At 64.8% G+C, this 18,463-nt stretch carries 20 protein-coding genes and 1 pseudogene; 6 read left to right on the top strand and 15 right to left on the bottom strand.

What is annotated here, in order from left to right; genetic code table 11:
• Positions 1–3: 3 nt before the first annotated feature.
• The 9 genes from AOP74_RS08255 to rpmE form a co-directional block, all read right to left on the bottom strand.
• On the bottom strand, positions 4–567 hold the full coding sequence (locus AOP74_RS08255; RefSeq protein WP_061961790.1) for a F0F1 ATP synthase subunit B: 564 nt from the start codon (positions 565–567) through the stop codon (positions 4–6).
• Between the two features lie 3 nt (positions 568–570).
• Positions 571–801, bottom strand: coding sequence for an ATP synthase F0 subunit C (gene atpE / locus AOP74_RS08250; protein WP_061961789.1), 231 nt, complete (start codon positions 799–801; stop codon positions 571–573).
• A gap of 64 nt (positions 802–865) precedes the next feature.
• Entirely contained in the window at positions 866–1,732 is an 867-nt protein-coding gene (gene atpB / locus AOP74_RS08245) for a F0F1 ATP synthase subunit A (RefSeq protein ID WP_369345498.1), read from the bottom strand.
• Positions 1,733–1,824: 92 nt separating this feature from the next.
• Positions 1,825–2,235, bottom strand: a complete 411-nt coding sequence (locus AOP74_RS08240; protein WP_061961788.1) for a Cg1360 family ATP-synthase-associated protein — start codon at positions 2,233–2,235, stop codon at positions 1,825–1,827.
• Positions 2,232–3,458: an MraY family glycosyltransferase gene (locus AOP74_RS08235; RefSeq protein ID WP_082096139.1), complete on the bottom strand. Its 1,227-nt coding sequence runs from the start codon at positions 3,456–3,458 to the stop codon at positions 2,232–2,234. The genes AOP74_RS08240 and AOP74_RS08235 overlap by 4 nt, the downstream gene beginning before the upstream one ends.
• Positions 3,455–4,120, bottom strand: coding sequence for an L-threonylcarbamoyladenylate synthase (locus AOP74_RS08230; RefSeq protein WP_061961787.1), 666 nt, complete (start codon positions 4,118–4,120; stop codon positions 3,455–3,457). Before AOP74_RS08230 ends, AOP74_RS08235 begins: the two co-directional genes overlap by 4 nt.
• Before the next feature lie 12 nt (positions 4,121–4,132).
• Positions 4,133–5,032: a peptide chain release factor N(5)-glutamine methyltransferase gene (prmC, locus tag AOP74_RS08225; protein ID WP_061961786.1), complete on the bottom strand. Its 900-nt coding sequence runs from the start codon at positions 5,030–5,032 to the stop codon at positions 4,133–4,135.
• A gap of 2 nt (positions 5,033–5,034) precedes the next feature.
• Positions 5,035–6,120, bottom strand: a complete 1,086-nt coding sequence (gene prfA / locus AOP74_RS08220; protein WP_061961785.1) for a peptide chain release factor 1 — start codon at positions 6,118–6,120, stop codon at positions 5,035–5,037.
• A gap of 24 nt (positions 6,121–6,144) precedes the next feature.
• On the bottom strand, positions 6,145–6,354 hold the full coding sequence (gene rpmE / locus AOP74_RS08215) for a 50S ribosomal protein L31 (RefSeq protein WP_061961784.1): 210 nt from the start codon (positions 6,352–6,354) through the stop codon (positions 6,145–6,147).
• Between the two features lie 336 nt (positions 6,355–6,690).
• On the opposite strand from rpmE, the gene AOP74_RS08210 reads away from it, so the two are divergent.
• Positions 6,691–7,623, top strand: coding sequence for a DUF559 domain-containing protein (locus AOP74_RS08210; RefSeq protein ID WP_152649222.1), 933 nt, complete (start codon positions 6,691–6,693; stop codon positions 7,621–7,623).
• 232 nt (positions 7,624–7,855) lie between these two features.
• Here AOP74_RS08210 and rho read toward each other — a convergent pair whose 3' ends face one another.
• The 3 genes and pseudogenes from rho to AOP74_RS12465 all read right to left on the bottom strand — a co-directional run.
• Positions 7,856–9,838: a transcription termination factor Rho gene (gene rho / locus AOP74_RS08205; RefSeq protein WP_061961782.1), complete on the bottom strand. Its 1,983-nt coding sequence runs from the start codon at positions 9,836–9,838 to the stop codon at positions 7,856–7,858.
• 249 nt (positions 9,839–10,087) lie between these two features.
• The gene (locus tag AOP74_RS12360) at positions 10,088–11,398 is read right to left on the bottom strand and encodes an MFS transporter (protein WP_061961781.1); all 1,311 of its coding nucleotides are present in this window, start codon (positions 11,396–11,398) and stop codon (positions 10,088–10,090) included.
• 46 nt (positions 11,399–11,444) lie between these two features.
• Positions 11,445–11,693 (bottom strand): annotated as a pseudogene (locus AOP74_RS12465) (hypothetical protein); the annotation flags it as partial.
• A gap of 326 nt (positions 11,694–12,019) precedes the next feature.
• On the opposite strand from AOP74_RS12465, the gene AOP74_RS08190 reads away from it, so the two are divergent.
• The 5 genes from AOP74_RS08190 to AOP74_RS08175 all read left to right on the top strand — a co-directional run bounded on the left by AOP74_RS08190 (position 12,020) and on the right by AOP74_RS08175 (position 14,643).
• The gene (locus AOP74_RS08190) at positions 12,020–12,463 is read left to right on the top strand and encodes a DUF6325 family protein (protein WP_061961779.1); all 444 of its coding nucleotides are present in this window, start codon (positions 12,020–12,022) and stop codon (positions 12,461–12,463) included.
• A 1-nt stretch (position 12,464) separates the two neighbouring features.
• Positions 12,465–12,821: an SHOCT domain-containing protein gene (locus AOP74_RS08185; RefSeq protein WP_061961778.1), complete on the top strand. Its 357-nt coding sequence runs from the start codon at positions 12,465–12,467 to the stop codon at positions 12,819–12,821.
• Between the two features lie 73 nt (positions 12,822–12,894).
• Positions 12,895–13,029: a hypothetical protein gene (locus AOP74_RS12390; RefSeq protein ID WP_269078711.1), complete on the top strand. Its 135-nt coding sequence runs from the start codon at positions 12,895–12,897 to the stop codon at positions 13,027–13,029.
• Entirely contained in the window at positions 13,026–13,361 is a 336-nt protein-coding gene (locus AOP74_RS08180) for a hypothetical protein (RefSeq protein WP_061961777.1), read from the top strand. Before AOP74_RS12390 ends, AOP74_RS08180 begins: the two co-directional genes overlap by 4 nt.
• A gap of 88 nt (positions 13,362–13,449) precedes the next feature.
• Complete coding sequence (locus tag AOP74_RS08175) at positions 13,450–14,643, top strand: ROK family transcriptional regulator (RefSeq protein WP_061961776.1); 1,194 nt, start codon at positions 13,450–13,452, stop codon at positions 14,641–14,643.
• A 158-nt stretch (positions 14,644–14,801) separates the two neighbouring features.
• Here AOP74_RS08175 and AOP74_RS08170 read toward each other — a convergent pair whose 3' ends face one another.
• From AOP74_RS08170 to AOP74_RS08160, 3 genes are all read right to left on the bottom strand, one after another.
• Entirely contained in the window at positions 14,802–15,803 is a 1,002-nt protein-coding gene (locus AOP74_RS08170; protein WP_061961775.1) for a sugar phosphate isomerase/epimerase family protein, read from the bottom strand.
• Between the two features lie 40 nt (positions 15,804–15,843).
• Entirely contained in the window at positions 15,844–17,016 is a 1,173-nt protein-coding gene (locus AOP74_RS08165) for a Gfo/Idh/MocA family protein (protein ID WP_236683764.1), read from the bottom strand.
• Between the two features lie 85 nt (positions 17,017–17,101).
• Complete coding sequence (locus tag AOP74_RS08160; protein ID WP_061961774.1) at positions 17,102–18,184, bottom strand: substrate-binding domain-containing protein; 1,083 nt, start codon at positions 18,182–18,184, stop codon at positions 17,102–17,104.
• Positions 18,185–18,463: the final 279 nt, after the last annotated feature.

Here is an 18,463-nt window from a genome sequence, read left to right as displayed (position 1 = left end):
GCGCTATCCCTCCGCCTTCTGCTGGCTGACCTGGGCGTCGAGGTCATCGAGGAAGCCGTCGATGATGCGCTGCTGACGAGCGTCGTCGGTGAGGGACTCACCCACGATGCGCGATGCGAGCTCGGCGGCAAGGCTGCCGACCTCGGTTCGCAGCGATACAACTGCTTGCTGACGCTCGGCCTCGACCTGCTTGTGAGCCGTCTCGACGATGCGCTTGGCGTCGTCGGCGGCCCGCGAGTGGCTGTCGGTCACGATTTGGCTTGCTTCGGAGCGCGCGTCCTCACGGATGCGTGCTGCCTCAGCGCGGGCCTCAGTCAGCTGTGCGGTGTACTCCTCGAGCGCCGCCGCTGCCTCGGCCTGTGCCTCCTCGGCCTTCTTCAGACCACCTTCGATCTTGTCGGCGCGCTCGTCGAGAACGACCTGCATTTTGGGCAGGAGGTACTTCATGAACACGACGACGATGATCACGAAGATGATCGTCGACCACAGGATGTCGTACGGGGCCGGCACCAGAGGGTTCTGTGTAGTCTCCTCTGCTGCGATGACCACTTGGCTGAGTGAGGTCATGGCTTAGGTGAAGAGGAAGCCGGTGACCAGACCGAGCAGCGCAAGAACCTCGACGAACGCAACACCAATGAACATGGTGGCGCGCAGCTGGCCGGCGACCTCAGGCTGGCGGGACATGCCCTCAATGGTCTTACCGATCAGGATTCCCAGACCGATGCCGGGACCGGTGGCCGCGAGGCCGTAACCGATGGTCGCGACGTTGCCCGAGACCTCCGCGAGAGTGGTGACGTCCACTGTGTTTCCTTCCTTATGTGCGCCACCTGTCTGGCGACGCACCCTTTGGGTGGGGGTTGAGTGTTTAGTGCTCTTCCTCAATCGCCATGTTGATGTACACGGACGACAGCATGACGAACACATATGCCTGCAGCGCTGCGACGAAGATCTCGAAGAGCGTGAAGGCGAAACCTGCCGCGAAGGTGACGGTGCTCATTGCCTTCATGGCACCGGCAGCTTCGAAGAAGAAGTACTGGGTTGCTGCGAAGCACAGCACCAGCAAGAGGTGACCCGCCATCATGTTGGCTGCGAGTCGCAGTGCCAACGTGGCCGGGCGCAAGATGAAGACCTGCAAGAACTCAATGGGAGTGAGCAGGATGTAGATGCCCTTGGGAACTCCCGCGGGGAACAGGCTGGTCTTGAGGTAGCCGCCGAGTCCGTGCGTCTTCACACCCACGCCGAGGTACAGGAAGTACACCCAGATGGCCATCACGATCGGCAGGCCGATCAGGGATGTACCAGCCATATTGATAAACGGTATGACGCCTGTGATGTTGAAGGCGAAGATCGCTAAGAAGAGCGTCGTGAGGAACGGCAGGAATCGCTTGGCGTTCTCCTGAGTCATGATCTGTTCGACGATCTGCACGCGAACAAAGTCGAGGAGCATCTCGAACACGCCCTGGCCACGCCCTGGAATGAGCTTGGCCTTACGGACGACGAGCCACACCAGCAGGATCAGAACGGCAGCGGCAATGACGCGCGCCAGTTCGATGCGGTTGAACTCGAAGATGGTGCCTTCGAACAGCAAAGCCGGAGGGTAGAACTCGCCCACGGTCGGTGCGTGGAAGCCGTCAGAGCTAAAGAGCCATCCGAAGAAGCCGGTCGACGAGCTGTCATCGGCTGCAAGCTCGGCCGCGGCCGTCGTTGCCGCGCCCAGGGCTAGATTCGCCACAGAGATTCTCCTGGTGTTGTAGCACGCGCGGGCGGAATGTGCCGTGCACGCCGGGGACCGTGATGCGTAGGAATCCTAACGCATCTGAGGGACTAGTTCGAACCGCCTTCGACGTAAGGGATGCGCGCTTTGCGGATCACCCAGAAGTCGATTGCAAGGGTTCCAAGGACTCCTACAAGCATGAAGCCTGCGAACAGGCCCTTGTGGAAGCCCTCGATGCCCTGCAAAACAAGCAAGGCGACGATGATGATGAGCATTTTTGCCAAGAAGGATCCGCCCACGTAGGCACCGAGCATGTGCGCGGGCTTATCGTGAGCGAGAACCATGGCGCCCTGCGTCGTGAGACCGGCAAGCGCGGCAATTGCGACGCCGACCTCCGCAGCGACAAGGCCCGAGCCGCCACCAACGATGAGACCGACGGGAACAGCGATAATCGCGAGGGCGATGATGCCGATCACCGTGAACCGCAGAGCGCGGCGGTAGGTGCGGGATTCCTCGGTCATTCACTGCTCCTGGGCGTTGGGGTCGTGACGTCGACCGGTTCGTCCTCCACCCCGGCGTCGTCTCGCGCATGCCCCTCAGGGGTGAGACGTTGAAGTGGTTTTGCACTGCGACCGGCCGCACGATAGTACCCCGAGAAGCGCCGCCTCACGGCAGGAGAGAAGGTGAAGAACAGCACAAAGATGAGCCCGCCGCCCATGAGGAACAACGACCATGCCAGCGGGAGAAAGACCAGAGACACCGTGCCGAACGACAACAGTGCGGTCCACAGATACAGAACGAAGACTGCCCAGCGATGTGAATGCCCTGCTCTCAGCAACACGTGGTGCAGATGGTGGGCATCGGGCATAAAGGGGCTCTTGCCCTTGAGAGTGCGGCGCACGACGGCCAGGGTCATGTCGAGCAGAGGGATCGCCACCACCATGAGCGGCAACACAATGGGGATGAAAGCGGGGACTGAGACGCGCTGCGAGACAACGGAAGGGTCGATCTGCCCCGTCACGATGATCGCGGCACCAGCAATGGTAAGGCCGAGCACCATCGATCCCGAGTCGCCCATGAAGATGCGGGCCGGATGCATGTTGTGCGGCAGAAATCCCAAGCACGCACCGACCAGGACCGCGAGAATCACCGACGCCAGTGACGAGTAATCCCCAGGCGATGCCTCGCGCGCCAGCACATACGTGTATGTCAGGAACGCGGCGCCGCCGATTGCAATCAGCCCTGCGGCAAGACCATCAAGACCATCGACAAAGTTCACCGCGTTCATCGCGACGACCACCACAATGACGGTCGCGGCCAGGGACAGATAAGAACTTCCGATCGTCAGCCCCGCAATCGGGACGGTGACCAGCTGCACGCCAGACCACGCCATGACCAAGGCCGCAAGTATCTGCCCTGCTAGCTTGGCCATCCAGTCCAGGTCCCAGATGTCATCGGCCATGCCGAGCGCGCACACCATTGCCGCGCCAGCGAGCACTCCCCAGGCCGCAGGACTGGACTCGAACACCGGTGATAGGAACGGAATGTTTGCTGCGATCGCGATCCCGGCCGCGAGTCCCAAGAAGATGGCAATACCGCCCAGCCTCGCCGTGGGCTTGCGGTGAACGTCCCGCTCGCGCACGGCCGTCACAGCTCCAACCCGGAATGCGAAGTGCCTCATCGCCGGGGTCGCGGCGTATGTCACCAGCGCCGCGATCACCAGCAGGGTGAGGTAGACCTTCACCCGTCGGTCTCCTGAGCCTCGGGAGCGAAGGCCTCAGCGCCTACGATCTCAACCAAGCGATCACGACTCACTCCCCCATCGCGCACCACGCGCAAACCAGCGGGGTCGGTCGCGTCCACGATGGTCGAAGCGGTTCCCAAGGGGCTATCTCCCCCATCGAGGTACACCGCCACGGACTCGCCCAACTGCTCTTGGGCCGCCGATGCTGTGGTCGCCGCAGGCTGTCCGGTCTTGTTGGCGCTCGTGACAGCGAGCGGACCCGTGCGCTTCAGCAGAGCCAGCGCAGCGGGGTGGTCGGGCATGCGCAACGCCACCGTGCCATGCGTGTCACCGAGGTCCCACGCGAGGGAAGGCTGAGCGTGCACGATGACGGTCAGTGCCCCCGGCCACAGCTCTTCCATGAGCGCAGTGGCCGTCGCGGGTACATCCATGCCAAGGCCGGCAACCGTACGGATGTCAGGAATCAACACTGGCGGCGGCATCTGCCGCCCGCGGCCCTTCGCCGCGAGAACTGCCGCCACAGCATCGGCCCTAAAAGCATCGGCGCCAACGCCGTAAACGGTGTCTGTGGGCAAAACAATGACTGCGCCACGGCTGACGGCGTCGACAGCGGCGTCGAGACTGGGACCCCATGTAGCGGGGTCAGAGCAGGCAAGAATCACAGGGCTAGTCTGTCAGACCCCGTCGCGTGTGACGATGAGGCAACGGTCGCGACCGGTCAGGTCTTGCTCGGTGCGCGGTCCGGTCCAGAACTCTGAACGGTCGGCGTAGTCGCGGAGAGCCTCGCCCTGAACATCGGCGTGCTCCATGATCAGCACACCGCCCACGGCCAACAGGCGGGCCGCCTCGTCGACGATCGCACGTGGGACGTCCAAGCCGTCCTCTCCCAGGCCAAAGAGCGCCTCAGGCGGGTCATAGTCGCGGACCTCAGGGTCGCGCGGCACGGCGTCCGGCGGGATGTACGGAGGGTTGGTGACGACCACGTCTGCGCAGCGTTCGAAGAGGTGCAGGCAGCGGCGGGCGTCGGCCATCTGGATGCTCACACGCTCGCGCACCTCTGCCGGCTGCATACGGGCGTTGAGGCGTAGATACACCGTCGCGGCCTCGGATGCCTCGACGAGGGTCACCTTGGCGTGGGTAACCTCTGCCGCAACCGACAGCCCAATCGCGCCAGAACCCGCGCAAAGATCGATGACGCGCACGAAGCCGTCGCGGCCAGGCTTGGCTGCCCGCGCCGCATCAATCGCGTGCTGGGCGACGGTTTCAGTTTCCGGTCGAGGCACGAAAACGCCCGAGCCCACCTGCAAGGTCAGGTCGCGGAAGTATGCGGTGCCGAGAATGTGTTGGAGCGGCTCGCGCGCTTCACGCCTGGTGACACGCGCCTCAAGGCGGTCCAAGTCCAGGGGGTCATCCTCTGGCCACACATCGTCGCGGGCGGCCGCGGTACGCACGTCTCCCGGCTCCCAGCCGAACGTATGCGCCATCAGTGCCACGGCATCGGCCTGGGGAGACGGAACTCCGGCAGCCCCAAGGCGTTGCGAGATTTCGCGCAGGCGCGCGCCAACGGTAGGCACCTCTAGTCCTCGTGCGCGGCCAGTCGCGCAGCCTCGTCAGCGTCAATCGCCGACTGCACGACGGGCTGAAGATCTCCCGCCAGGACGTGGTCCAGGTTGTAGGCCTTGTAACCGGTGCGGTGATCCGCGATCCGGTTCTCGGGGTAGTTGTAGGTACGGATGCGCTCGGAACGGTCCACGGTGCGCACCTGAGACTTGCGCATGTCCTGGGCCTCTGCCTCCGCGGCTTCCTTCTGCGCCGCGAGCAGGCGGGCACGCAGAATGCGCATCGCCGACTCCTTGTTCTGGAGCTGGCTCTTCTCGTTCTGGCAACTCACCACGATGCCCGTGGGGATGTGCGTCAGGCGCACGGCCGAGTCCGTCGTGTTGACCGATTGTCCGCCAGGCCCCGATGAACGGTAAACGTCGACGCGGACCTCGTTCATGTCCAGCTCGACGTCCTCGACGGTCTCCGCCTCGGGGTACACGAGCACGCCCGCGGCTGACGTGTGGATGCGGCCCTGCGACTCAGTGGCAGGCACGCGCTGGACGCGGTGCACGCCGCCCTCGTACTTCAGGTGCGCCCAAACGCCGTCTTCCGGCTCAGGGTTGCCCTTGTACTTCATGGCGACGGAGATGTCCTTAAAGCCGCCCATGTCCGTCTCGGTGGCTTCGAGAATCTCTGCCTTCCAGCCCTTGGATTCCGCGTACTTGAGGTACATCTTGAGCAAGTCGCCAGCGAATAGCGCGGATTCCTCGCCGCCCTCGCCGGACTTGATCTCCATGATCACGTCGCGGGCGTCGTCAGGGTCGCGGGGAATGAGGATCTGTCGAAGTTCCTCTGTGGCCTCGTCGGCCACCTTCTGGAGCGCGGGGATCTCGTCGGCGAAGTCGGGATCGGCCTCAGCCATCTCCTGAGCCGCTTCGAGATCGTCGTGGGCCGCGGCCCAGGCACGATGTGCGGCGACGACGCGACCGAGCTCCGCGAACCGACGGCCCAGCGTGCGCGAACGTCCCGTGTCAGCGTGGACTGCGGGGTCGGCGAGCTGGCGCTCGATGTCGGAATACTCGTCCAGCAGAGGCTGGACAGCTGCGAAGGCTTCGGCCACGTCGTCGTACGTGTATTTCCGGCGTTACTTCTTGTTGCCGTAGCGCTTTTCGAAGCGCGCGACGCGACCACCGGTGTCCATGATCTTCTGCTTGCCCGTGTAGAACGGGTGGCAAGCCGAGCAGACCTCGACGTGAACAGCGCCGCTCTTGACCGTCGAGTTGGTCTCGAACGTGTTACCGCAGGTGCACGTGACAGTGGTGGCCACGTACTCGGGGTGGATGTCCTTCTTCATGATCTCCCTTTAGAGGTGCCTCCGGGTCCTTGCACGGATTTCGTGGTCGGTGAACCGGACGGCCAGCGTTCTATTGTGCCACGGTCGTCAAGGGCCTACCAACTGTCGCCGTGACTACCTGCCGGTTCGCCGCTCCGGGGTGCCCGCAGCATCGGCCCTCCGCCGCCCCTCCCCTGCGCGCCTACGGCCTACGCAACCTCTCCCCTGCGCGCTGGCAGGTCGCTAGTGCCCAAAACAAGCCCTTTTGGGCACTCAACACCTGCTCAGAGCACGCGCCTCATCCACAGATTGGCACGGGACCCAGTATCGCGGGTCCGGCTGCGGTTGGCTGGCGAGGTGCGAATACTCACCGACCTCACACCGGTCTCTGGCTCGCTCCCGGACTTCGTCGCGGCCAACGCCCACTCCTTTACGCGGGAGGAGCTCCTTCGTCACTGGTCGCGGCGGCAACTCGATGCGGGGATCAGAGCCGAGACCGTGACACGACTGCTCACCGGCGTGTACTGCGGGACCACGCACGCGACCGATCCTGTCGTCTTGGGCGAAGCGCTAACCCTGTGGCAACCGCGCGGCTACGTCACGGGTGTTGCGGCGCTGCATCTCCACGCGCCGAGTCTGCCCCCGCCCACAACGTACGACCTCGTCGTCCCCGACGGTCACCGGCTCACTGCACCGAATTGGGTTCGCGTGCGTCAGACAGGCCGAGTCACACTCGCGACCGCACCGTGCGGCGTGCGATGTGTGGCGCCCGCGCGTGCGCTCCTCGATGCGTGGAGGTATGCGGCGCCTGCGGCTCGTCGCCCCATTCTCTGGGAGGCGCTCTGGACCCGCGTGTGTACCTGGAAGCAACTGCACGGCGAGCTCGAGCGGACGCCGCGGGTGAGCGGGAGGCGAGACCTCGGCCGCATTCTGGCTTGGTTTGGGGAGGGCGCTACGTCTCCCCTTGAGGTGCGCGCGAAGCACGAGACCTTCGCCGATGCACGCTTCCGCGAGTTTGAATGGCAGGCATCCGTCACGTTGCCCACGCGCCGGTTGAGACCCGACATGCTGCATCGCAGGGCCATGGTCGCAGTCGAGTTGGATGGCGATCGCTATCACTCGACACGAGCCGCGCGTGATGCAGATCGCGAGCGCCGCACCAATCTGACCGCCGCCGGGTACGCCGTGTTGGGCTTCGGGTGGCGCGACGTCGTGAACCGACCGGAGTGGTGCCGCGAACGGGTGCTCAAGACTGTTGCGGGCCGGTTCTCGCCTCCTGGCAGGTCCTGAATGCCCAAAACGGCCGTATTTGGGCACTCAGGCCCTGCCAGCGCGCATCGGGGGCGCGGCGCGCGGGCGAGGAGGCGGAAGCACGGGTGGGGCGAGGGCACCCGGGGGGTGCGCACCAGGGGCGCGGGCGGGCGCGGACGGGCGCGGACGGCAGTGCGAGCCCGGAACGCAGGAAAGCCCCGGTCCCACCTTGCGATGGTCCCGGGGCTCCTGCGTGCCGTGAAGCGAGCGACTACTTGCTGGTCAGCTCGTTGTCGTCGTCCTTACCAGGCGTGGTCTTCATCACCTGCATGAGGAACTCGGCGTTGGTCTTGTTCTCCTTGAGCTTGCCCAGGAGCAGCTCGGTCGCAGCGACGGGCTCAAGCGCGGACAGCACGCGGCGAAGCTTCCACATGACCTTGAGTTCTTCGTTGGTGACGAGGATTTCCTCGCGGCGCGTACCGGACGAGTTGACGTCGACTGCAGGGAAGATGCGGCGGTCTGCGAGCTGACGCGACAGGCGCAGCTCCATGTTGCCGGTGCCCTTGAACTCCTCGAAGATGACCTCGTCCATCTTGGAGCCGGTGTCCACAAGCGCGGTCGCGAGAATGGTGAGCGAGCCACCGTGCTCGATGTTGCGTGCGGCACCAAAGAACTTCTTGGGCGGGTACAGCGCTGCGGAGTCCACACCACCGGAGAGGATACGGCCCGATGCTGGGGCAGCAAGGTTATAAGCACGGCCCAGGCGGGTGATGCCGTCGAGCAGCACCACAACGTCCTGACCCAGTTCCACGAGACGCTTGGCGCGCTCAATGGCGAGCTCGGCTACCTGCGTGTGGTCGCCTGCGGGACGGTCGAAAGTCGAGGCGATGACCTCACCCTTGACCGAACGCTGGAAGTCCGTCACTTCCTCGGGACGCTCGTCCACGAGCACGACCATGAGGTGAACCTCAGGGTTGTTCGCGCTGATCGCGTTGGCGATCGACTGCATCACGAGAGTCTTACCGGCCTTGGGAGGCGAGACAATCAGGCCGCGCTGCCCCTTACCGATCGGGGCGACAATGTCGATGACCCGGTTGGTGATGTGACGGGGCTCAGTCTCCAGGTGGAGGCGCTCCTGCGGGTACAGAGGCGTGAGGTCGGAGAACTCCTTGCGGCTGCGCGCCTCTTCAGGAGTGACACCGTTGACGGTGTCGATGCGGGCAAGCGCGTTGAACTTCTGACGCTGGCCACGCTCACCCGGACGCGGAGGACGGACGGCACCGGTGACAGCGTCACCCTTGCGCAGACCGTACTTGCGGACCTGGTTCATCGACACGTAGACATCAGTCTTGCCGGCGAGGTAGCCGGTGGTGCGGATGAAGGCGTAGTTGTCGAGGACATCGACGATGCCGCCGACGGGAGAGAGCTCCTCGTCCTCGCGAACCTCGTCCTCGTCCTGGCGTCCGCCGCCGGCGTTGTTGTTGCTGTTGTCTCCGCGCTCGTCGCGGTTGCGTCCGCGCCCACGGCCACGGCCACGGCGGCGACGACCACCACGGTCATCGTCATCGTTGTTATTGCGGTCGTTGTTGTTGCGGTTGCGGTCGTTGTTGTTGCCCTCGCCGCGGTCGTTGTTCTGAGAGCGCTGCTGGTCGCCGCCCTTATCGCCACGCTGCTGGTCCGCGTTCTTGCGGTCGCCGCGCTGCTGGTCGCTCTTGCCGCCGTCGGACTTGTCGCCCGCGCTGTCGCCGTCCTTGCCGCCGCTGGCGAGCTGAACTGCTTCAGCCGCACGACGGGCACGGTCAGAGCGGTCGCCTCCGGCGCCGTTGTCGCCGTTCTTCCCGCCCTGCTGTGCGTTGCCGCCTTGCTGAGAGTTTCCGCCCTTGCGAGCGCCGCCCTGCTGAGCAGCATCCCCGGCCGGGGCATCGTTGGCAGGTGCGTCGGACTTCGAAGCGCGCGTGTTCTGGCGAGCAGGCTTGTCAGCCTGTGCCGCCGGGGCGTCGCTCGAACCTGCGTCGGCAGGCTGCTTGTCCTTTGCGGGCGCTTCCTTTGCAGGTGCGTCGCCCTTGTTGTTGGAGGCGGGTGCAGCCTTTGCAGGCGCAACACCGCCATTCTGAATAGCCTGAATAAGGTCGCCCTTGCGCATCTTCTTCACGCCCGAGACGCCCAATTCGGACGCGAGAGCCTGGAGTTGCGGCAGTTTCATGGCGCTGAGAGCCGCGCTGTTGTCTGCTGCGGCCGCGGTGGTGTCGGTCACGCTGATCCTTCCCTCGCACGAGCCAGGGTGGCTCTTGATCGAGTGCGAGAATCCCGTCAAAGGCGCCGGGGTATGCGCGTACGCCATCGTCCGCGGACGCCTGAGAGCCTAGGGATTGCTATCCGCCGGGGCCCTGATGCCGACCGGGGGAAGCAAGACCACCCTACCACCGCAATCGAACGGCCCTCAACACGCGCTGTGCCCCCGGCCAACACGCGCTGTGCCCCCGGCGCACGGGGGGTCCTAGCCCTATAAACCGCGTGAATCCTCAGGCGCGGAAGCAGTGTCAGGGCCGTCGGCCAAAGCAGTGTCTGCGTGCACGTCGTCACCCTGGGATGCCTTGGGGTCCTCGGCGTCCAGCGGCTCGTCGACGCCGGGGAGGCGCTTGGGCAGGAGCCAGTGCACAAGAATCAGCGCCACGACTGGCACCAGCACCATCACCAAGCTGGTGAGTTGGAGCGCTTGCGCGAACGGTTCCCTGATTGCTTCGGTCACCACAGCGGCCTGGTCGGGGTCGAGAACCAACGAGCCACGTGCGGACGGCGACGACGAGGTGTTTTGTGACGCTTCGAGGGCATCCTTCACCTCGTCTGCGGTGTATCCCGAGGCCTCGAGGTCATCGCTGGCGAGCCCACGCAGGAACAGCGTGCCCACCAGGGTGAACACCACGGGACCAAGCGAGTAGAACGTCTGGCCCAGGCCGGACTTCACGCCCGCGATCGACCCACCGAGTTCCCGGGGAGCAAAACCCATCATGAGGTTTGCCTCAGGCGTTTGCGACAACGCGTTACCCACGGACAGTGTGATGAAGGCAACCACGACCATGCACAGCGGCGAATCCACCTGCAGGGCCGCAAAGATCAGCGCGGTGAGCGTCAGCACGCTGAGGCCGATCATCATCGTCTTGCGGCTGCCGCGAATCACGGTCGACCGACCAGCCCAGTTGGCGGCGAATGCCTGCAGGACCGCCGCCGGGATGAACAACAGCCCGACAATCGCTGCGGAGCGTCCCTCAACCACCACCAGGTAGTACGACACCAACAGCGTGAAGCCGCCATTGAAGAAGTTGAAGACAGCGCCGCCGACCACACCGGCGTTGAAAGGCTTACGCGTGAACAGGCAAAGGTCCAGAGCGGGCTGCTCGACGCGACGTTCCACAGCAATGAAGACGATCGCGCCCACAACTCCAAGGCCAAGCGGAATCAGCGAACCAGCGTTGATGCCGTCCTGAAGCTTCGAGAAGCCGAAGACAAGCCCGACGAGCGTGATGGCCGCGATGAGAATGCCGGGTACATCGAGACGACGCCCGGCCGCCTTGGGGATGGTGTCGAAGAAGCGCCACGCCATGAACGCGGTCAACAGGGCAAAACCTGCGAAGACCAGGAAGCCGATGCGCCATCCTGCCCAGGTCGACGCCAATCCAGCGATCGCGGGCATAGGCGCACACGAGGCGAAGGACACTGCCAAGTACATGCCGATGCCGCGGGGGCGCTGCTCGGGTGGAAACGATAAGTTGACGATTGTGAGTGACAGGCCGAGCAGGAAGGCGAACCCCCACACCCACGACCGTCCGGGCAATCACCAGCATCGCGAAGTCCGGCGCAAGCGCCACGCCGACCTTACCGACTGCTGTGACCAGCGCACCGATGATGAACATCCGCTTCTTGCCCATGATGTCGCCGAGCACGCCTGCGCCCAGGATTGTGGCGGCGAGCATGAGAGTCATGAGGGATGCAATGAAGGAAGTCCGAGATCCGCTGAACTCGAGGTCGCTACGGATATCCGAGATACTCGCGGAGAAGATCGCCGGGTCTGAGCCAGTGATCGCGAACCCAACGCCACAGCCGAGCAGCATCAACCATTGCTTGGCCGTGAACTTCTCTTTCACCGCCGATGCAGTGTCAGTCACGTTTCCTCCTGCGGGCTCACGCCCTGCCTGACGGCGGGAATTGCTGAAAAGCGCGGCCCCGTGAGCTCTTCGGCACAGGCCAACGACCTGGTGATTCGGCCAGCCTGGCGCCGGCATCGTCCCCGATCCTGCGGAAACCTCGCATTCACGTTCGGGCTGAAATGTCGACGCCGTCCGAGTGTGCGTTTGCCGCTGTCACAGGCGAGCAATAGCCTTCGAAGTGACGGGGCCACCGCTGGCCTCGCGCGCAACGACGAGAGGACGTGTGGCCCATGACATTGGGACCCATCGAGATCGCGGTGATCGGCTTTGAGAACGGCAAGTTCAATGGCGAGATCGTCTCGCAGTTGAACACGCTGGTCGAGGCCGGCACGATCTCCATCATTGACGGAGTCTTCGTACGCCGCGACAGCGAAGACGGCGTCGAGTACGTGGAACTGGACCAGGTTGGCGAGGACAACGAGGCTTCCCGCTTGGCGGACGTCCTCGACCGCGTCGAGGGCCTCGTGTCCGAAGAGGACGTGGAAGAACTCGCCGCAGAGCTCCCCGTCGGCGGTGCAGCGGCAATGCTGGTCTTCGAGCACACGTGGATGAAGCCTTTGCGCGACGCCATCGGTGCCGCGGGCGGCGAACTGATCGACACCATCCGCGTTCCCGGACCGGTGGTGCAGGAAGTGCTCGAGGAGATCGCGGCACTCGAGAGCGAGGAGAACTGACATGCCACGTCGCGTAGGACGTCCAGGACTGATCGGCACGATGGCACGCACCGCCGTCATCTCGGGCACGGCCACCGCCGTCTCGGGCAACGTGGCGCGTCGCCAGTCCGGCCGCGCACAGTCACAGCAGCAGGCGCAGTACGAAGAGCAGCAGCGCCAGGCTCAGATTCAGGCGCATGAGCAGCAACTCGCGCAGATCCAGGCCCAGCAGGCCGCCGCTCCCGCACCGGCAGCACCCCCCGCCGCCGGTGGTGGCGACGACCTCATGGCACAGCTCGGCAAGCTCGCCGACATGAAGGCAGCCGGCATTCTCTCGGATGCAGAGTTCTCGGCAGCCAAGGCGAAGTTGCTCGGTTGACCACGGTGAGGGCCGATGCCCGGGTCACCCCAACATCGGCCCTCACCTACCGTTTTTCTTGAGGCTGGGGCGCATGCCCGAGGGACTAGCGGTACCGCTCGCGATCAACCTGGTCGCGGTTTTCGTCGGCGCCCTTGTCGGCACGATCCCTGCCGGTGAAGACGAGCACACCGACCTTGTCGGGGTCTTCACCTTGGCGGCGGCGTGATCACTGCGGACGTGCTCCTAGGCCGCCCGTCTTCCATCATGTACGTCGGTCCACCCAACGCCGTCGCGGGTCTTGCGGGCGCATTTACCTACACGGTGACCGACGCATACCTTCCCGAGTGGTGGGTCGTGGTGGCCGCGATCGCGGTGACGCTCGGGGTGCGCCTGATGGGGCCTCTGTTCCACGTCACCATTCCGCAGCCCCGCCGCGCGGCGCATCAGCTCAAAAAGAAGCGCGAGACTGAGCGGCGCGAGCGCGAGCGCTCCCTGCGCCGCCCACGTCACCGCGGTAAGACTCAGGATCGAAATCACGAGCCACCCTCATTCGACTAGTCCCGTCACGGAATCACTTTTGCCGACGACCGAGCAAAAGTCGTTCGAGATGTGGGCCCTTAAGCGCCTTTTCCGGTAGCATCAACGCATGATTGATCCCCGGGGACAGGAGACCTTGTCGGGCTCCGCCCAGTCGGAGATCTTCCAGATCCTGCGCGACGGCAAGCCGCGAACCCGCTCGGAACTGGCCACTTTGACCGGTCTGGCCCGGTCAACTGTTGCCGCGCGTGTTGACGCGCTGCTCACTGCTGGGCTCATCCAGTCCGTGGCTCACGCCGCGTCGACAGGTGGCAGGCCCTCACGTCAGTTTGCTTTTGACGGCACCCGTCACGGAGTGCTTGGCGTCGACATTGGCGCCACACACGCGCACATCGGCATTTCCGACCTGCGCGGCGAACTCCTGGTCGACACCTGGGAGTCGCTCCCCGTGGCCGACGGCCCCGAGGCCGTCCTCGGATGGGTCATCGAGGCCGGAACTGCAATGGTCAAGGAGCACACGAGCGACACCTTCCTGCGCGCGATTGGCGTGGGCCTCCCCGGTCCCGTCGAACACGCCACAGGCCGTCCCGTCGACCCGCCGATCATGCCTGGCTGGGACCGCTTCGACGTGCCCGGCTGCCTGACTGAAGCATTCGGTGTCCCCGCACTTGTGGACAACGACGTCAACGTCATGGCCATGGGTGAGCGCAATGAGCACTGGCCCGACGTCGACGACATGTTGTTCGTGAAGGTCTCCACTGGAATTGGCGCAGGCCTCTTCACCGGGGGCCGCGTCCACCGCGGCGCACAGGGCATCGCCGGAGACATCGGCCACGTCTTTGTGCCCGGCAAAGAAGATGTGCAATGCCGCTGCGGCTCGGTCGGCTGCCTTGAAGCCGTTGCTGCCGGCCCAGCGATCGCCGCACACCTGCGCGAGGCCGGCGTCGACGTGGACACACCGCAGGACGTCATTGCCGCAGTCCTGGGCGGCAACATCCAAGCAGTCCGGGAAGTGCGCGAGGCCGGCCGCCTCATCGGCCAGGTCCTCACCACCGCGGTCAGCCTGACCAATCCAGCGGTCATTGTCCTGGGCGGCCCCATCGCGGCAGCTGGCGATCACCTCCTTGCGGGAGCGCGCGAAGTGATCTACACGCGCTCCACTCCCCTGGCGACCGGCAGCCTGCAGATCGTCAAGACCCGCGGCGGCGACAAGGCCGCTGTTGCTGGAGCCTGCTCAATGGCCATCCAGCACGCGCTGTCCGTCGACAGCGTCGAAGCGCTCATCCGCGACGTCGCGCTCTAGCCCCGCGTCAACGCCACGCTCGCACGGCGCCCCAGACGCTCACTGCCGCTCCTCAGAGCGCAACCACACGCCTGGATGCGGGCGTACGGACCCCAGACACAGCATCGGCCCGCTCCCCAGGGGTGAGGGGGAACGGGCCGATGCTGTGGTTGCGGCGTTCAGTCCTTGGAACTGAAAGCGGAGTCGAATGCCGCATCTGGCGCGTCGAATGCGAGTCGACGCACGAATTCGAGACCCTCGGGTGCACCGACGAGTCGATCCATTCCGGCGTCCTCCCACTCAACGGAGAGCGGTCCGTCGTACTGAATGGCGTTCAGCATGCGGAAGGCGTCCTCCCACGGCACATCGCCGTGGCCGGTGGAGATGAAGTCCCAGCCACGACGCGGGTCTGCCCAGGCAAGGTGCGAGCCCAAGCGACCGTTGCGGCCGTTGAGACGCTTCTTGGTGTCCTTGCAGTGCACGTGGTAGATCCGGTCCTGGAAGTCCCACAGGAAGCTCACCGGGTCCAGGTCCTGCCACACCATGTGGCTGGGGTCCCAGTTGAGGCCGAAGGACTCGCGGTGACCAATGGCCTCAAGCGTGCGCTTAGCGGTCCAGTAGTCGTAGGCGATCTCCGAGGGGTGGACCTCGAGTGCGAAGCGCACTCCCACTTCCTCGAAGACGTCCATGATCGGGTTCCAGCGGTCAGCGAAGTCCTGGTAGCCAGCCTCGATCATGTCGTCCGGAACGGGCGGGAACATCGCGAGGGTCTTCCAGATGGAGGAGCCGGTGAAGCCCACCACGGTCTTGACACCCAACTTGGATGCCATGCGTGCGGTGTCCTTGATGACCTCGGCAGCGCGCTGGCGCACGCCTTCGGGGTCACCGTCGCCCCACACCTCAGGCGCCAGGATCTCCTGGTGACGGCGGTCGATGGGGTCATCGCACACCGCCTGCCCGGTGAGGTGGTTAGAGATCGCCACGATGCTGAGGCCGTGCTTGGCCATCAGGTCGAGGCGGCCCTGGACGTACTCGGCGTCGTCCCAGCGGGTGACGTCGAGGTGGTCGCCCCAGCAGGCCAGCTCGAGGCCGTCATAGCCCCAGCCGGAGGCGAGTGAGGCCACTTCCTCCAAGGGCAGGTCGGCCCACTGGCCGGTGAATAGGGAAATCTGTCGCGCCATTGCGTTTCCTCTCGTAAGTCGCGTTTGTGGGGACGAATTGTTAGTTGGCGGCCGTCGGCGTCCAGGCGCTGCCAGCTCCTGCGGAGCGCTCGACTGCGTCGAGTACACGCTGGACCTGGTAGCCGTCCTCGAACGACGGGCGCGGCTGCTGACCTGACGCAATGGCCTCGACGAGGTCCTTTGCCTGGTGAGCGAAGCCGTGCTCGTAGCCGATCATGTGGCCGGGGGGCCACCACGCAGCCATGTAGGGGTGGTCCGCCTCGGTGACGTAGATGCGGCGGAAACCCTGCTCGTTCGAAGGCGCAGTCGCGTCGTAGTACTGCACGGCGTTCATGTCCTCGAGGTTGAACAAGATCGATCCCTTGTCGCCGGAAACCTCGACCTGGAGCATGTTCTTGCGACCGGTCGCGAAGCGCGTGGCCTCGAACAGTCCCAAAGCTCCGGAGTCGAAGCGGCCAGTGAAAGCGGCAAAGTCGTCAACGGTCACGGGTCCAGTGCCCTCACCAGCGGAGCCGGAAAGGCCCTGCCCCTCGCCCATCGTGGGACGTTCTTTAACGAACGTCTCCATGACGCCGGAGACGTCGGTCAGGGAGTGACCGGTGATGTACTGCGCGAGGTCAACGGCGTGTGCACCGATGTCGCCCAGCGAGCCGGAGCCGGCCTTTGACTTGTCCAGGCGCCACGTGAGCGGTGCCTGAGGGTCGGAGAGCCAGTCCTGAAGGTACTGCGCGCGAACCTGACGGATGGTGCCGACAGCTCCGCGGGCGACGAGGTCACGCGCGAACGTTGCGGCGGGGACACGGCGGTAGGTGAAGCCCACCATCGCGTAGACACCCTTGTCTGCAGCAGTTGCTGCGGCGGCTGCCATGCGGCGGGCCTCGTCAACGGTGTTGGCTAGTGGCTTTTCGCACAGGACGTGCTTGCCTGCTTCGAGAGCCGCGATGGCCATGTCGCAGTGCAAATCGCCGGGGGTCACGATGTCGACGATGTCGATGTCGTCGCGATTGATCGTGGCTTCAAAGTCTTCGCTTGCTTCAGCCCAGCCCCACTTGTCGGCGAGCTGAGCGTTCTTGTCGGGGTTGCGTCCCACCATGACAGCCATTTCGGGCTGGAGGGGGAGGTCAAAAAAGCGCGGCGCTACGCGCCAGCCCTGGGAGTGCGTTGCCCCCATGAAGCCGTTGCCGATCATCGCCACGCGTGCTGTTGTCGTCATGCTGAGCACTCTTTCGTCGAGATTCGAATCTGTCGCTACCGGAAGGGCCGGGGCGCGCTTGCACGCGCCCCGGCCTTACCGCTTCTTAGGACTCGAAGCCGTACTCGATGTACTGGTCGACGTTGTCAGCCGTCACGACCGGAGCGTCCAGCACCACGCGGGTGGGGATTCCGGGCGAAACGAGGCTCTCCATGTCGCCACCCTGTGCGAGCAGGCGGGCGAGCGAGATGCCGTCCGCAGCCTGGGTCGAGGGGTAAATGACGGTCGCCTGGAGGACGGTGTCACCTGCCTGGATGTCCTCCATAGCGTTCAGCGAACCAGCGCCGCCAACCATGAAGAACTCGTCGCGGCCAGCCTCATCGATGGCTGCCAGGACGCCAATGCCCTGGTCGTCATCGTGGTTCCAGATGGCGTCGAACTCGGGGTTCGCCGACAGCAGCTGGGCCGTCACTTCCTGGCCACCTGCAATGGTGAAGTCCGCGGCGACGCGAGCTGCAACGGTGATGCCGCACTCTTCGAGCGCGTGGTTGAAGCCCTCGGTACGGTCCTGCGTGAGCGGGAGCGAGTCGATACCGGCGATCTCACCAACGATGGCCGACGACGGGTCGTCGACGTTCTCGCAGATGTAACGACCGGCGGACACGCCCATGCCGTAGTTGTCGCCCAGGACGGTGACGCGGGCTGCGTCGGTCGAGGAGAACTCGCGGTCCACGTTGATGACGGGCACGCCCGCCTCCATGGCGCCAAGAGCAGCCTCGGTCAGTGCGGCACCATCGGTAGGCAGCAGCACGATGACGTCGACGCCGTCGTTGACGAACGTCTCCACCTGGCTGATCTGCAGTGCAGCGTCGTTGGTTCCCTCAGCAACGCGCAGGTCGACGTCGTCGTAGGACTCAGCCTCTGCGATAGCGGCCGAGTTAATGGCACCCAACCAGCCGTGGTCGGCTGCGGGGCCCGAGAAGCCGATGACAACGGTCTCGCCGGACTCGACGGCGCCGGAGTCTCCCGAGTCGGTGTCGTCTTCCATGGCCTCGGTGGTGGTGCTGTCGGTGCTCTCCTCCGAGCTGTCGTCGCTGTCGGAGCTGCAGGCGGTGAGCAGGGCTACGGTGGCGATGGCCGCCGTACCAGCTGCGAGCATCCTCCTGCGTGTGGAGCGGGGTGCGTTCATGGCTTCCTCCTGATGTGGATCACTGTCGTCTTTGCCAGCGATGCGGCTCACTCAGGGCCCCGAAGATCGCTCTCACAGGGTCTCGTGATGTCCACACTGACAAGCGTCACGCTAACACCATTCCGCAACTCTCGGGCAACTTTTGTTCGTTAATCGTCATAACAGTTTGGCAACGGCCGATACTGGTCCGGCCTGGGAACGGGGCGCAAACGGGGAGGTAAACCCTTATTTCACGGGCTCCCCTACGTGCCTCGCGACTCTCAGATTCACTCAGATACG

The sequence above is a fragment of the Demequina flava genome (genome assembly GCF_000975035.1).
Lineage (GTDB): Bacteria > Actinomycetota > Actinomycetes > Actinomycetales > Demequinaceae > Demequina > Demequina flava.
The sequence above is the reverse complement of the archived record's forward strand: the minus strand, read 5'-3'. Positions and strand labels throughout refer to the sequence as shown.